This window comes from Bradyrhizobium sp. SYSU BS000235 (genome assembly GCF_049747295.1).
GTDB lineage: Bacteria > Pseudomonadota > Alphaproteobacteria > Rhizobiales > Xanthobacteraceae > Afipia.
The window spans coordinates 4,023,150-4,037,295 of record NZ_JBMHJM010000001.1; the positions used below are offsets into that span (position 1 = coordinate 4,023,150).

A 14,146-nucleotide genomic window follows, 5' to 3' on the forward strand; every position below is an offset into this window, starting at 1 on the left:
TTCGATGACACATTCAAGACGCCGAAGGGGCCCGATAGGTTGCAGGAACTTGAAAATATAAATGCCGTCAATTTGATGGGCCAAAAGTCTTATACGGCGATGTACCATTCGGGATTACACTGCTGTGGTCGCTTTAGTTCCGGACATAATGCGGAAGAAAGCGGTATCGGCTCGCGGTGCCAAACGTTTTGGAAGGCCCGCTGGAGCGGTCCTCAGGTGGTTGGAAGTTCCCTGAGGCAGGCGTTTGGACGCCGTTGCCGACATGTCGTTGCAGACGCCCAGACGCCGCGCAGGCAAGGCCGCGCGCCGCGAGACCACCAGCACTGAAACAGGGGTGGCGCTTCTTGACGTAAAAGGAGGCCAACATGGCTATTGAAGTCCCCAGGGATTTCCGCCGCGTGATCGTCGCCGCGTCGGTTGGAAACGTCATTGAGTGGTATGATTTCTATATCTTCGGGAGCTTGGCCGCGGTGCTCTCGGTCAAGTTCTTCGAGCAATCCCATCCGGTCGCGGCACTCCTAAGCACGATTGCGCTGTTCACGGCCGGATTCCTGATCCGTCCGCTCGGCGCGTTTCTGTTCGGATGGATGGGCGACCGCATCGGCCGCAAGTACACCTTTCTCGTCACCCTCAGCGGCATGGGCTTGGGCACCGGCGCCATCGGCTTGATCCCGACTTACGATTCCATCGGCCTGACCGCTGCATTCATTCTCTTCGGCTTGCGCATGATCCAGGGTCTATGCCTGGGCGGCGAGTATGGTGGCGCAATCACTTATGTCGCCGAGCATGTGCCGGACGAGCGGCGCGGCTACTACACCGGCTGGCTGCAGACGTCGCCAACACTTGGCATTGTGGTGTCGCTGGCGGTGATCATCGCCACACGCGCCTATTTCGGGACTGAGGCCTTCAATGCCTGGGCGTGGCGCGTTCCGTTCCTGCTGTCCTTCGTACTGGTTGCGGTCGCCATCTACATCCGGCTTCAGCTGCAGGAGACGCCGATCTTCCAGCAGATCAAGGCGAGAGGGCAGATGACCCAGAACCCGTGGAAGGAAGCCTTCCTCTCTTCGAACATCAAGTATGTCGGGATCGCCACCATCGTGCTGATCGGTCAGGGCGTGGTGTGGTACAGCGGCCAGTTCTGGGCGTTGTACTTCCTGCAGCAGGTCTCCAAGGTGGATCCGTTGACCTCGGCTTACATCGTGGGCGCCGCGCTGCTGCTTGCAACGCCGAGCCTGATCTTCTTCGGTTGGCTGTCCGACATCATCGGCCGCAAGCCGGTGATCCTGGGCGGCATGTTGCTCGCCGCGTTGACGTACTATCCGCTGTATATGTGGCTGGGCACGGTGACGCAGCCCGGCAGCATCAACTACCCGGTCGCGATCTTCATCATCTTCATTCTCGTTTGCTATGTGGGGATGGTGTATGGGCCGGTCGGTGCGTTCCTCGCCGAATACTTCCCCGGCAGGATCCGCTACACGTCGGTCTCGGTGCCGTATCACATCGGCAACGGCTGGGGTGGCGGACTGGTGCCGTTCATCACCTCGGCGGCATTCGCGGCCACCAACAGTGTCGGCTATGCGCTGATCTATCCGATCGTCGTTCCGGCGATCTGCTTTGTGCTCGCGCTGTTCCTGATGCCGGAGACGCGCCGCATGAGCATCTGGCAGCCGTTCGAGCCGCGCACCGCGTCGTGACGTGAGATCATGTGCGGGGCTTACAAGCTCCGCACATTTTCTGCACAGTCAGGCAGAGAGTGCATGCGCACGGCAAGCGCGGGATCGTCGACGCGCTTTATGTCAGAAATCCTGTCGCATCAAATCAGCGCGGCCATCTACGCGGTGTAGACATTTCGCTTCGAACCGCGCGCGGATTGGGGACAGGTTCAGGATGCTCTCTCAGTTGGCCGGGTGATGCCAGTGATCGTGCCACCATGTGGTGAAATCGCGATCAGTCATCAATTCCCAGACGGCAAACAAGATCACCAGCAGGCCGGATGCCACGCTGTTAACTGTTGCTGCTCCCGCCTCGTAGCCGACCGTCCAAGGAGCGGCCAACAGTGCCAGGCCGAGGAGAATTTCTCCCCATTCCTCCAGATAGGACGGAATGACGAAGCCCTCCACTGCAAACAGAACGACACAGATCCCAAGCACGATGGTGATCCATGTCGCTGCGCCTGCGAAGCCGAGAAAGAACGGCGATATAACCAGCCACACGCCTACCAACAGGCTGGCAATGTCTTGCCGATGTTGAATGCGCATGATGCTCACCTCCCTCCTCACCGTCATCATACCGCGAAGGAGTTATTTTCGAGCATGCGCCGATCGCCGCGAGACGTTGTGACCCAGCATAAGTGAGGGGCCGCAGGCCGCCTGTCTCGCAGCTCCTCACAGCAGTTCACAAGGCATAACGAGCGGTTCCGTGCGAACTCTGCTTTGAATGCGCCGTCACCTGATGACAGGTGAAACAGACCGTGGAGAGCAATTCGACTGATTGCCGCTGATGGTCCGCTTCAGCGTGAAGCATCAAGAAACTCGCACATTCATTAAGGACTCTGATGATGTCTGCAATATCGTTTTCGCCCGCACGGGGCGGTCTTCCTGCCCCATCGAGTGCCGCAGGTGCCCTCAACGGCAATGGCATGAATGGCGATTTGAGTAAGATCGGCCATATCCTGATCGCCGACGATGATCCGGCAACGCGGCAAATGGTGATCAGCTATTTCGCCGATCAGAATCTGCCGACCAGCTCAGCCTCGAACCGAAGTGAGGTGGACCGGCATTTCACGGGCCGGCACCCGTGCTTGATCGTTCTCGATCTGCAACTTGGCCGAGATGACGGGCTTAACCTGTTGCGCTCGATCCGCGCGCGCTCCGATGTTCCGGTCATCATCACGAGCCATCGCTCTGATGAAATTGATCGGATCGTTGGTTTCGAGCTTGGCGCGGATGACTATATCGTCAAGCCATTCAGCCCGAGGGAGTTGCTCGCGCGCGTCCGCGCCGTGCTGCGCCGGCAGGAGATGATGCGCGCGAGCTTGGCTCGCGATCCGGAGCGAGGCGGATACAGGTTCAACGGTTGGCGCCTTGATCGCCGCAGTCGAACACTCGTCGATCCTCATGAAACACCGGTCTCGTTGAGCAAGGGCGAATATGCGTTGCTATTGGCGTTTCTCGAAGCGCCCGGGCGGCCTCTCTCGCGAGAGCAGTTGTTGCAAGCGACACGCATCCACGAGGATATTTTCGACCGAAGTGTCGATGTCCAGGTCTTCCGGCTGCGTCGCAAGCTTGAGATCGACCCTCAGGCGCCTCGTATGATTCAGACCGTGCACGGCGTTGGTTATATCCTTTCGATGTCGGTCGAGTCATTCTGAGGAGCCAGGGACATCGGGATCGGTCTTGGCATGATCCCGGTCCTGTCTGTCTATTTTGTCTTCGTTTCTTCCGGCCAGTCATAGATGCGTGCAGTGGCGCTGGCGGTGGCGATCAATCTGTTGTCCTTGTCTTTCATCGTCCCTTCAAGAAATACAATGCTGCGTCCGCGATGAACCACTTTTGCCTCGACAAACAGCGGGCCGACCATCGCTGAGCGCATGAAGTTTGTTTTCAGCTCCAAGGTCGGGGCCATCAAGTGCCCGCCCAGGTATGCGGTTGCTACGGGCCCCATCGCATCATCAAGCATCGCGGTGAGTATCCCGCCCTGGATTGTGCCGATGGGGTTGATGAAATCCGGCGAAGCCGTGAACTCGACCCTGATTGTTCCTTGAACAGGATCAAGTGCAAGCAGCTTCCATCCCAACAAACGGGATACAGCAGCTAAAGGGCGGCGACCTTCGATCAAGTCCCAGAACGGACCGCTTCGATCATTGTTTTCCATGGTTATCTCGGTTGCCGGCGTGTTGCGCATCCGCGCGACGATTTCCGGTGACCCTGGTCCGGCGATGGTCATCCTTATTCGGCAGCGATCGGACGCGGCACAGTCCGTTCACTTGTTGCCTCAAGCAACCAAAGCAGACCCCGCGGGGAATTGCCCGTTATGCGTTGTGAACGCTGTTAGCTGTTGCGAGCCACGGCAAGGCAGGGCTGTTGGGATTGCCGTTTTGTCGTAGCCAAAGCCGAGTGAGGTGGCACCTCTTTCAATCAGGAACAGGACTGCGACGAGTTCCACAACCTCGGTCTCTGTGGTGCGGCACCGATGCTTGTCCTAGGATGCCAGCCGGCTCAGGCGGCTATGAGGGGAAGACGCATGGCGCAGCCGGCACAGAATAGAGATGTTATCTTTTTTGGCCCTTTCAGCTTGGTTGCAAGCGAACGCCTCCTGATGAAGGACGGCACCTCCGTCGAACTGGGCGCGCGAACCCTCGATACCTTGATTGCCTTGGTGTCACACCCCAACGAGATCGTTGGCAAAAGAGAGTTGATGGCGAAGGTCTGGCCTGACGTCGTTGTGGAAGAGGGCAGTTTACGATTTCATATTGCGGCCCTTCGAAAGGCGCTGGGCGATGGCAAAGATGGTGTGCGGTACATCAGCACCCTGGCCGGTCGCGGCTATTGCTTTGTCGCGCCGATCTCGCGGTCGAACGGTCAACCCGACGGAATTGCGACGGCTGCTGCTTTCAAGGACTCCAATCTTCCTACCCGCTCAACGCGGATGGTCGGGCGCACCGACGATGTCTTCACGCTCACGAACCTGTTGCGTGTATCGCGTTTTGTCACGGTCGTTGGCCCAGGCGGGGTCGGCAAAACCACGGTTGCCGTGGCGGTCGTGCATGACTTGCTCGATGCTTTCGCCGGAGCCGTGCTCTTCGTCGACCTTGGAGCCTTGAGCGATGCCGGCTTGGTCGCCAGCGCCGTCACATCGATGCTCGGGCTGTCGGTTCAATCCGAGGACCCGACACCCAGCTTGATTGCATATCTGCGCGACAAGCAACTGCTTCTGGTTCTCGATAGTTGCGAGCACCTCATCGACACCGTCGCAGCCATCGCGGAGCGCATCTATCTGGAGGCTCCGCAGGTCCATATTCTTGCCACGAGCCGCGAAGCGCTGCGCGTCGAAGGCGAGCAGGTGTATCGGTTGATGCCGTTGACGTTTCCGCCGGACGATCCGGGGTTGACTGCGGCGGACGCACTAACGTTCCCGGCAATCCAGTTGTTTGTAGAGCGAGCTGCGGCGAGTGGCGTTCGCTTGGACCTCAACGATCAAGACGCTGCGATCGTGGCGGGCATCTGCCGCAAGCTCGACGGTGTCGCGCTCGCCATTGAGCTGACAGCCGCAAGGGTTGCAACTTACGGGCTGCAGCAAACTGCCGCGCTCCTCGACCAGCGCCTTGCTTTGGAATGGCCGGGGCATCGCACCGCCCCGCCACGGCAAAAGACCCTGCACGCGACGCTCGACTGGAGCTATGAGCTCCTGTCCGATGTGGAGTGCGCGGTGCTTCGTCGGCTTGCTGTATTCGTCGATCATTTCACGCTTCAGGCGGCGGAGGCCGTTGCCACAAGCGCGAGGATCGATCAGGGACAGGTCGTTGGCGCAATCGAGAGCTTGGTCAGCAAATCGATGGTCACGGCCGATCCCGTCGGCTCAACGATGCGCTACCGCCTGCTGGACACAACACGCGCCTACGTCCTTGAAATCGAAATTGACGACATCGAAGTTGCCGACGTGGCGACGCGTCACGCCACCTATTACCGGAAATGGCTGGAGCAGACCGTCGCTGGATGGTCGACGCTCAGGAATGTGACGGACCGGCTTCCCCACCTTCACGATCTTAACAATGCACGCTCCGCGCTGGAATGGTGCTTCGGCATCAACGGCAATGCCGAGCTTGGCGTTGAACTTGCTTCCGCCGCCGCGCCTGTTTTTCTGGCGATGTCTCTTTTGACCGAGTGCCATCGCTGGTCGGAGCGGGCCATCCTCGCTCTCGATGATGAAACGCGCGGAGGGCGCATGGAGATGCGTCTTCAGGCGGCGCTGGGGTTGTCGTTGATGTTCACGCGCGGCGAAAGCGAGGCGTCGTGTGCTGCCTTGCGCAGAGGTCTCGTGATTGCCGAAGAACGTGGCGACATCCTCAACCAGGTGCAAGTGCTGGGTCTGCTGCATCTGCTCCACACGCGGGGCGGAGAATTCAAAACCGCGCTTCAATACGCAAAGCGCAATTGTGCGTTGTCAGTGGACTCCGGAGACCCGGTCGCCAATGCGTTGGCCCGGTCCATGTTGGGGGCTTCGCTCCAGTCCACCGGCGATCTCGGCGGCGCCCGGATCGAATTAAGTGCGGCGCTTAAGCATGGGCTGGACTCCCAACCGACCAACATCATCCTGCTGGCGTTCGATCACCGCACAGTGGCTGGTGTCGCGCTGGCGAAAACCCTGTGGCTGCAGGGCCATCCTGCTCAGGCTTTAGAACGGGCACGCCGGACGGTCAGAGACGCCGCGCGCTTGGGGCATCCGGTCACGCTATCCATCGCGCTCAACGGCGCCATTTCCGTCTTCCTTTGGACCGGGGACCTGCAAAGTGCTGACGAGCACATTGATTGGTTCATAGCCCATGCCGAAGCCCATTCAATGGCACCCTATCTCATAGTGGCACGTGGCCTCAAAGGACTACTGGCTATCCGCAGAGGCGATGCCAAGGACGGCGTTGAGAATTTGCAGAGCTGCCTTCAGGACCTCCATGTGGCAGGTTACAGGTCGTTCACCACGACGTTCAACATCTCACTCGCTCAGGGATTTGCGGCGACCGGTCAATTTGCGGAAGGCGTCACGCTGATCGATGACACGATAAAACTCATCGAGGCAAACGGAGATGTCTTGTATATCCCTGAGGCGCTTCGTGTGAAGGGTAACCTTTTGTTCGGGCTGCAGCCTTCCGGCAGCGATGCCGCAGAGACCTGCTTGTTTCAGGCGGTTGAATTGAGCCGTCGTCAGGGTGCACGAGCCTGGGAGTTGCGCGCTTCAGTCGATTTGGCGCGGCTGCTGGTTGCACGGGATCGACCTAAGCGCGCACGGCCGCTGCTACAAGGTATTCTCGAGCAGTTCACAGAGGGGTTCGATACGGCAGATCTGATTGAAGCCAAACGCTTATTGGCGAGCCTGAGTTAGCTTAGGCTGCAGTTTGGGCGGGCGCGCGGACACATCACGTGACTGAAAAGCATATGGAGGGATGTCTCATGTATGCCGCCATTCGTCAGGGTAAGGCCAAGACAGGCATGGCCGAAGAGCTGGCCGTCCGGATCAAGGAGGGCGCTATTCCGATCATCAGCGATGTTGAAGGTTTTATGGCCTACTACGTAGTCTATGCGCCGGACGATACCGTGACCGCGATCAGTATCTTCAATAATTTTGCAGGCGCGGAGGAGTCGAACCGGCGCGGGCTGGCGTGGATCGAGCAGAACCTATCGCCATTGCTCACCGGACCGATCACGGCGGTGGCCGGGCCTGTGATCGTTCACACGCTGGCGTAGTGCATGTAGATCTTCCGAAGTCCGCGTCAGCGGGACGCATTTGCGCGGGCTGATGAGGTTGAAATCAAAAGTGATCATCTTAAGGTACCCGTAACCAGCAGCGCACTCACTCCGACAGCGTGGACGTGGTAGATTTGTTGAAGCCCATAACAGCTATCGGACGTGGATAAGGTCTCGGCGGATGCTGCACATCTTCCGGAAGATCTTCGCGCTCCAGTCGATTTCGCCGAGAGCGCGAAGTCCGGCACCGTTCCTGCCGCATCCTGTTCAGTGAAATAGCCCGATAGCTCGAAGCGGAGACGCCTCAGGCGTATCACGCGTGGGCTCGTCGTCATCATGAGCCTGAACCGCTGCTTGATCCAGGGAGGAACAGATGAAGCCCATCAGCCTCAGCACAATTGCGGCGCCTGCCGCCGCAATGACACTCGTTAAAACGGCGATTTTCGCCGGACTACTGACAGCCTTTATGCCAATGGCTGCCTCAGCAGATCCGATTGAGAAGAAGGGGACGACGCCCTACGTCACCCACTTCATTTTCCGCCCGTTGACCAGCATTGATATCGCCGATCTCGGAACGGCCACCACGCTGGAGGCGGTCGGAACGACCCAAAACATGAAGGGCGAGAAGATGCTCGACAGGATGTCGGCGCATTGCTCCGCGCTGCGTGTCGCGGCCGGCGAGAAGAAATACATCAACGGTGCTTGCGTGTTGGCGGATGCCGACGGCGACAAGATTTTTTCGACGTTCGATACGCGCGATCTCGATGCGTCGCAGCCGAAAATGGATTGCGGCACCCATGTCATCACCGGCGGTACCGGGAAGTACAAAGGCATCACAGGGAGTGAGCCATTTGCTTGCATCAGCATGCCGGCCCCGGCTGGCCCCGGCGGTTATTTTGCAATGGACATCCCGCACAACACGAGTTGGGAAATCAAATAAGTGTGGGACATCCGTTGAGAGGGAGTTGAGTTCAGAAGAGCCCGGGTGGTGCCAAACACGCGCAACGCTCACCGGCGATCTTATGCCGCAGCGCAATCGCCAGATTTCGCGCGCGCACTCTTTCGGCACCGCAGCTTTCCTGCTCGCGTCGCTCTCGCAAAGTGCTAACATTTCCGCACGTCCCGAAGATCGATGAGGCGGCGCGGGCCGTTGCTTCCGCCGCATGTTGAGTGGCGTGCTTCAACGCGCCGATTATAGAGCAGAGCGAACGCTCGCCAGGGAGGACTTCAGAATGCTCGACACCGCGCTCGACAAGGCTCCAAATAAGATTGTGTCCGATTTGCTCGATACGCTCGGTCAGGCACTGTCCACCGGCGACGTCGACCGCGCTGTCGATCTGTTTCAGACCGACTGTTACTGGCGCGACCTCGTTACCTTCACCTGGAACATCAAGACCATGGAAGGCAAGGATCAGGTGCGCGACATGCTCAACGCGCGCCTTGCCAACACCAGACCCTCGAACTGGACAATTGCCGATGGTGAAGACGCCACCGACACTAATGGGCTGATCGAGAGCTGGATTCAGTTCGAGACCGACGTCGCGCGCGGCTTCGGCCACATCCGCCTGAAGGACGGCAAGATCTGGACGCTGCTCACCACCATGGCTGAATTGAAAGGCCACGAAGAAGCGCAGGGCTTCGACCGGCCCATGGGCGTGAAGCACGGCGCGGACCGCAACCGCGTCACGTGGAAAGAGGGGCGCGAGAAGGAAGCCGCTGAGCTGGGCATCACTAGTCAGCCTTATTGCGTCATCATCGGCGGCGGGCAGGGCGGCATCGCGCTCGGCGCACGGCTGCGCCAGCTTAACGTGCCGACCATCATCATCGAGAAGAACGACCGGCCCGGCGACAGCTGGCGCAAGCGCTACAAGTCGCTCTGCCTGCACGATCCGGTCTGGTACGACCATCTGCCGTATCTGCCGTTCCCGAAGAACTGGCCGGTGTTCTCGCCGAAGGACAAGATCGGCGACTGGCTGGAGATGTACACCAAGGTGATGGAGCTCAACTACTGGGGCTCGACCACCTGCAAGAAAGCCAGCTACGACGAGAAGGCGAAGGAATGGACGGTTGTCGTCGAGCGTGACGGCAAGGAGATCGTGCTCAAGCCGAAGCAGCTCGTGCTGGCCACCGGCATGTCCGCCAAACCCAACATGCCGAAGTTTGAGGGGATGGAGGCGTTCAAGGGCGACCAGCACCATTCGTCGCAACATCCCGGGCCGGATAAATATAAAGGCAAGAAAGCGGTGGTGATCGGCTCGAACAATTCCGCGCATGATATTTGCGCGGCGCTGTGGGAGGCGGGCGCCGATGTCACTATGGTGCAGCGCTCAACAACGCACATCGTGAAGTCGGATTCGCTGATGGAGCTGGGCCTCGCCGCGCTGTATTCCGAGCAGGCGGTGGCGAACGGCATGACCACTGCCAAGGCCGACCTCACCTTCGCGTCGCTGCCGTACAGGATCCTGCACGAGTTCCAGATCCCGGTTTACAACGCCATCCGGGAGAAGGATGCGGAGTTCTACAAGCGTCTCGAGAAGGCGGGCTTCATGCTCGACTATGGCGACGACGACTCCGGGCTCTTCATGAAATATCTGCGGCGCGGCTCGGGCTATTACATCGACGTCGGCGCGTCGGAGCTGATCGCCAACGGCAGTGTCAAGCTGAAGAGCGGCGTCGATGTGAAAAAGCTCACCGAAAATTCCGTCATCCTGAGCGACGGCACCGAGCTGCCCGCCGATCTCGTGGTCTACGCTACCGGCTATGGTTCGATGAACGGCTGGGCTGCCGATCTCATTTCAAAGGAGGTGGCGGACAAGGTCGGCAAGGTCTGGGGCCTCGGCTCGAACACCACGAAGGATCCCGGCCCGTGGGAAGGCGAGCAGCGCAACATGTGGAAGCCGACCCAGCAGGAGGCGCTGTGGTTTCATGGCGGCAACCTGCACCAGTCGCGGCATTATTCCCAATTTCTCTCGCTTCAATTGAAAGCGCGGATGGAGAAGATTCCAACGCCGGTCTACGGCCTGCAGCAGGTACATCACCGCGGGTGATCGAAGCCGGCGCCTGTTGGACTTGACGGGCAGGGAGGCAAAGCGGATCGGCGTCGCGCGCGTGGAGGTACGGACGTGCCCCAAAAGCGGGCATTGCGATAGGTCAACGCGGAAAAGCGCTTTGCAAACCAACCTCGGCAAATCGCCCGCAAGACTTGGAAAAAACAAGACTTGGAGAAACAAGAGCTGGACAAACAAGAGCTGGAGAAAGCTGATGATCAGACTGATCGCACTTGCCCTCTTCGCCATGGTTGCCGCAACGTCAGCGCAGGCAATGCCGGCCGCGCCGGTTCACGAGCCGGACGGCGTGATCACGGAGGTCGCCTACGGCTGCGGCCCGGGCAGGACACGCGTTCGTGGCGTCTGCGTCGCCAGGACCACCGTCCGCCAGACGCGTCGAGCAGTCCGCAGGTGTGCGGTATGGCGCGGCGGTGCCTGCGCGCGATGGGTGTACTGAAGCGGGGGCGGTCGCTTAAAACAGCTTCGCGACGCTCGTCCCATCTTTCGGCATAACCTCCACGGTCGCAGTGCGGCCGGCGACGAGCTTGGTGCTGTCGGGAACGTTGTCGAGTGCGATGCGCACCGGCACGCGCTGGGCGAGGCGTACCCAACTGAACGTGGGCGTGACGTTGGCGAGCAGATTGCTGCCCGCGGTCCGGTCGCGGTCCTCGATGCCGGCGGCGATGCTTTCGACATGACCGTGGAGCTGTGCGGCGTCCCCCATCAGACGGATCGTCACGCTGTCGCCGACGTGAATGCGCGGCAGTTTGGTTTCTTCGAAATAGCCGTCCACATGCACGCTATCGCTGTCGACCAGCGCCATGATGCCTTTGCCGGCCGAGACGTAAGTGCCCGGGCGCAGCTCCATGTTGGAAATGGTGCCGTTGACCGATGCGCGCACTTCGCTGCGGTCGAGATTGAGCTGAGCCACCGCGCGGTCCGCAACCGCTTGCTCATAGGCCGCCTTGGCCTGCAACTGTGTGGCCAGAACCTGTTCCTGCTTCTGCTGCGAGACTTCGTCGTGAGTGAGGCCGCGATAACGCTTCAGGTCCAGGTCCGCTTGATCGAGCATGGCGCGGCGGCCGGCGACGACGGCGTCGGCCTGCTGCAAGGCAAGGGCAAAGCGCGCGCGGTCGATCCGGAACAGGACGTCGCCGCGCTTCACTTGCTGATTGTCCTTCACCAGGATGTCGGTGACGAGGCCGGAGACGTCCGGCGCAACGGTGACGACGTCGGCGCGGACGCGCCCATCGCGTGTCCAGGGCGCATCCATGTAATAGTCCCACAGATAGATGCCGACCACGAGCGCGGCGGCGACGGCCAGCACGGTGACCGCAAAGCGGCGAAGAAATTGAATAGTCTTGGTCATGACAGGATCTCGGAAGATAAATAGACGACGCCGCCGAGCAGGCAGACGTACAGGGCAAGATCGAACAACGCGCGATGCCACACGAAGCGATAGAAGCCGGTGCGTTCAATCAGCCGGCGCAGCAGCGTGCCGAGTACGTAGGCGATGGTGCACCACACCAGCAGTGACGGCATCAGAACGCCAAACAAGTCAACATCGTATCTCATGCGGCAACACCCTGCGTTGTAATGCCGGGTGCCTCCGGCTGATAAGGCAATGCATTTGGAAACAGACCGCGGCGAATGCCGACGAGGCCGAGCAGCGCATCGCCGCGCACGTCATCGCGCGCCTCCAGCATCACTTTGGCCAGCGCGCGGTCGATCCGCGCCAACAACTCTGGCGGCATCGTATCGCCGTCATACCGGCGGAAGTCACTCGCAAGTTCGTCGAGCATGTCATCCATCGCCCGCAACGCGCGGGGCGGCAGACCGTGGCGTGCGCGGCGCAGGTCCACGATATTGAGGCCTACGCGCAGTTCGCGCAGGCTGTTGGCCGTGTGCAATCCACTGTCAGGCAGCGCGGCAAGCCGTGGTGCCAACAGTCCAATGCGGTTGATCATCAGCCCGGCGAAGGTAGCCCGGTCGCGGTTGCCGCGCTGTTCGGCGGCGCGCGCCACCTCCGTCCAGCTCTGGCGCATAATCCGGCGCACGCTCCATTCCGCGCCGACTGAGCGCGCCAGCAAGGTGGTGACGATCGCGATCTCGGTTCCGATCAGGAAGGCGATGCTTGAATTTACAAAGCCCTCGAAGTCGGCATTATAAGTCGACTGCAGCGCCATCAAGGTGGCGGTGTTGACGGCAAGCAGCATGCCGGTGAAGAGCGTTGCCGGCCGCGCGGCGAGAAAGCCGAACAGCAGGAACGCCGGTGCGAGCGCCACGATCAGCATCTCGACCTTGGAAATCGCAGGAAAAATTCCGAACAGATAAACGGCTGCGACGATGATCGAGACGAGCGACCACTTGGCGAAACCGCGCAGGCCCACAGCCGGATCATCCTGGCCGGCGAAGAACGAACAGCCGACCGCGGCCATCATCGGTGCGGAAGCGCCATCGACCCAGCCGGTCGCGATCCAGAATGCACAGCAGAGGCTAATCGCCAGAACGGCGCCTGCAGCCGACCATAGCGCCATGCCGCGATCGATATGCCTGACGGGTGCAGCACCGGCTCCAGGACGAAACGCCAATTCCGCGCCGAGCGGACGGCGGCCATCAGCGATGGCACGGTTGAGCGCCCGGCAGTCATGGGAGATATCCACCAGTTCGCGCAGCCGGATCAGCAGGTTCGCGATCACGATCTGATCCCATGACGAATTTGCATCGAGCGTCGGCTGCTGGGCGGCAATCGCGGCGCGCAATTGTTCTGGCGGCTCGCGCGCGGCATCGCTCGCGCCGAGCCAGCGGGCAAGATCGTCAATCAGGCTCGTTAACTGGGGGTGGGTTGTGCGGGCGTCCGCGCCAAGCGCGCTGATGCGGTCGCCGATCGAGGCGAGCAGCGGCAACAACATCAGCATGCGCAGCCGCAGTTCGCGCATCCAGCGCACGATGTCGCTATCGACCGTCGGGTCGTAGGCGAGGTGATCAGACAGGGTGTCGATCTCGATCGCATCGGCGGCAAGCTGCAGCCGCTGGGCGCGTGTTGCTTTCTCGGCAGCGTCGCCGCCGATGAGAATCCTCTGGCTCAGCTGCTGGGCGCTGATGAGCCAGGTATCGACCCGCGATGCGACCGCCGTTCCGACGCTGCGCGGCAGCACGATGGTGGAGATGAGGCTGGCGCAAATGATACCGAGAAGGATCTCTTCACTCCGCGATACCGCGACGTCGAAAATAGTGCCGGGGTCCGAGACTGACGGAAAGCCGATCAGCGCGGCGGTGTAGCCCGCCAGCATGAACATATAGCTGCGCGGCGTGCGGTCGAGCAGCGACAGATACAAGCAAAGCCCGATCCACAGCGCGATGGCCAAGCTCAACAGCTCCGGCGCGTTGGCGAGATTGGGCACCAGCACCACGGTGGCCGCGGCCCCGATCAACGTGCCTGTAGCGCGGAACAAGGCTTTCGAGCGCGTTGCACCAGCCAGTGGCTGCGAGGCGATATAGACGGTGGCCATCGCCCAATAGGGCTTTGGCAGATCGGCCCAGAGCGCGATCAGCAGCGCCAGCATCGCGGCGGCGAAGGTTTTCAGCGAGAAGATGATCTCAGCGTGGCGAACCAGAAATGGTGGACGAACGGCAGCCATC

Annotated in this window: 12 protein-coding genes; 7 read left to right on the top strand and 5 right to left on the bottom strand. The window is 60.5% G+C overall.

Annotated elements, in window-relative coordinates:
- The first annotated feature begins 365 nt into the window (after positions 1-365).
- Complete coding sequence (locus ACP0KA_RS18745) at positions 366-1,694, top strand: MFS transporter (RefSeq protein WP_424630236.1); 1,329 nt, start codon at positions 366-368, stop codon at positions 1,692-1,694.
- Between the two features lie 201 nt (positions 1,695-1,895).
- Here the strand turns inward: ACP0KA_RS18745 and ACP0KA_RS18750 are convergent, their stop codons facing one another.
- Positions 1,896-2,258, bottom strand: coding sequence for an SPW repeat domain-containing protein (locus ACP0KA_RS18750; protein ID WP_424630237.1), 363 nt, complete (start codon positions 2,256-2,258; stop codon positions 1,896-1,898).
- A gap of 380 nt (positions 2,259-2,638) precedes the next feature.
- On the opposite strand from ACP0KA_RS18750, the gene ACP0KA_RS18755 reads away from it, so the two are divergent.
- Complete coding sequence (locus ACP0KA_RS18755) at positions 2,639-3,370, top strand: response regulator (RefSeq protein ID WP_424631655.1); 732 nt, start codon at positions 2,639-2,641, stop codon at positions 3,368-3,370.
- Between the two features lie 50 nt (positions 3,371-3,420).
- Here the strand turns inward: ACP0KA_RS18755 and ACP0KA_RS18760 are convergent, their stop codons facing one another.
- On the bottom strand, positions 3,421-3,945 hold the full coding sequence (locus tag ACP0KA_RS18760) for a PaaI family thioesterase (protein ID WP_424630238.1): 525 nt from the start codon (positions 3,943-3,945) through the stop codon (positions 3,421-3,423).
- A gap of 297 nt (positions 3,946-4,242) precedes the next feature.
- On the opposite strand from ACP0KA_RS18760, the gene ACP0KA_RS18765 reads away from it, so the two are divergent.
- From ACP0KA_RS18765 to ACP0KA_RS18785, 5 genes are all read left to right on the top strand, one after another.
- Complete coding sequence (locus tag ACP0KA_RS18765; protein ID WP_424630239.1) at positions 4,243-7,095, top strand: ATP-binding protein; 2,853 nt, start codon at positions 4,243-4,245, stop codon at positions 7,093-7,095.
- 68 nt (positions 7,096-7,163) lie between these two features.
- On the top strand, positions 7,164-7,457 hold the full coding sequence (locus tag ACP0KA_RS18770; RefSeq protein ID WP_424631656.1) for an antibiotic biosynthesis monooxygenase: 294 nt from the start codon (positions 7,164-7,166) through the stop codon (positions 7,455-7,457).
- 373 nt (positions 7,458-7,830) lie between these two features.
- Positions 7,831-8,397, top strand: a complete 567-nt coding sequence (locus ACP0KA_RS18775; protein ID WP_424630240.1) for a hypothetical protein — start codon at positions 7,831-7,833, stop codon at positions 8,395-8,397.
- A 292-nt stretch (positions 8,398-8,689) separates the two neighbouring features.
- Positions 8,690-10,504, top strand: a complete 1,815-nt coding sequence (locus tag ACP0KA_RS18780; protein ID WP_424630241.1) for an NAD(P)-binding domain-containing protein — start codon at positions 8,690-8,692, stop codon at positions 10,502-10,504.
- Between the two features lie 214 nt (positions 10,505-10,718).
- Positions 10,719-10,961 carry a hypothetical protein gene (locus ACP0KA_RS18785; RefSeq protein WP_424630242.1) on the top strand — a complete coding sequence of 81 codons (243 nt, stop codon included), beginning with the start codon at positions 10,719-10,721 and terminating at the stop codon, positions 10,959-10,961.
- 15 nt (positions 10,962-10,976) lie between these two features.
- Here the strand turns inward: ACP0KA_RS18785 and ACP0KA_RS18790 are convergent, their stop codons facing one another.
- The 3 genes from ACP0KA_RS18790 to ACP0KA_RS18800 are packed head-to-tail and all read right to left on the bottom strand — an operon-like array spanning position 10,977 to position 14,145.
- Complete coding sequence (locus ACP0KA_RS18790; RefSeq protein WP_424630243.1) at positions 10,977-11,873, bottom strand: efflux RND transporter periplasmic adaptor subunit; 897 nt, start codon at positions 11,871-11,873, stop codon at positions 10,977-10,979.
- Positions 11,870-12,079, bottom strand: a complete 210-nt coding sequence (locus tag ACP0KA_RS18795) for a DUF1656 domain-containing protein (protein ID WP_424630244.1) — start codon at positions 12,077-12,079, stop codon at positions 11,870-11,872. Before ACP0KA_RS18795 ends, ACP0KA_RS18790 begins: the two co-directional genes overlap by 4 nt.
- Positions 12,076-14,145, bottom strand: coding sequence for an FUSC family protein (locus tag ACP0KA_RS18800; RefSeq protein WP_424630245.1), 2,070 nt, complete (start codon positions 14,143-14,145; stop codon positions 12,076-12,078). The genes ACP0KA_RS18795 and ACP0KA_RS18800 overlap by 4 nt, the downstream gene beginning before the upstream one ends.
- Position 14,146 lies beyond the last annotated feature (1 nt).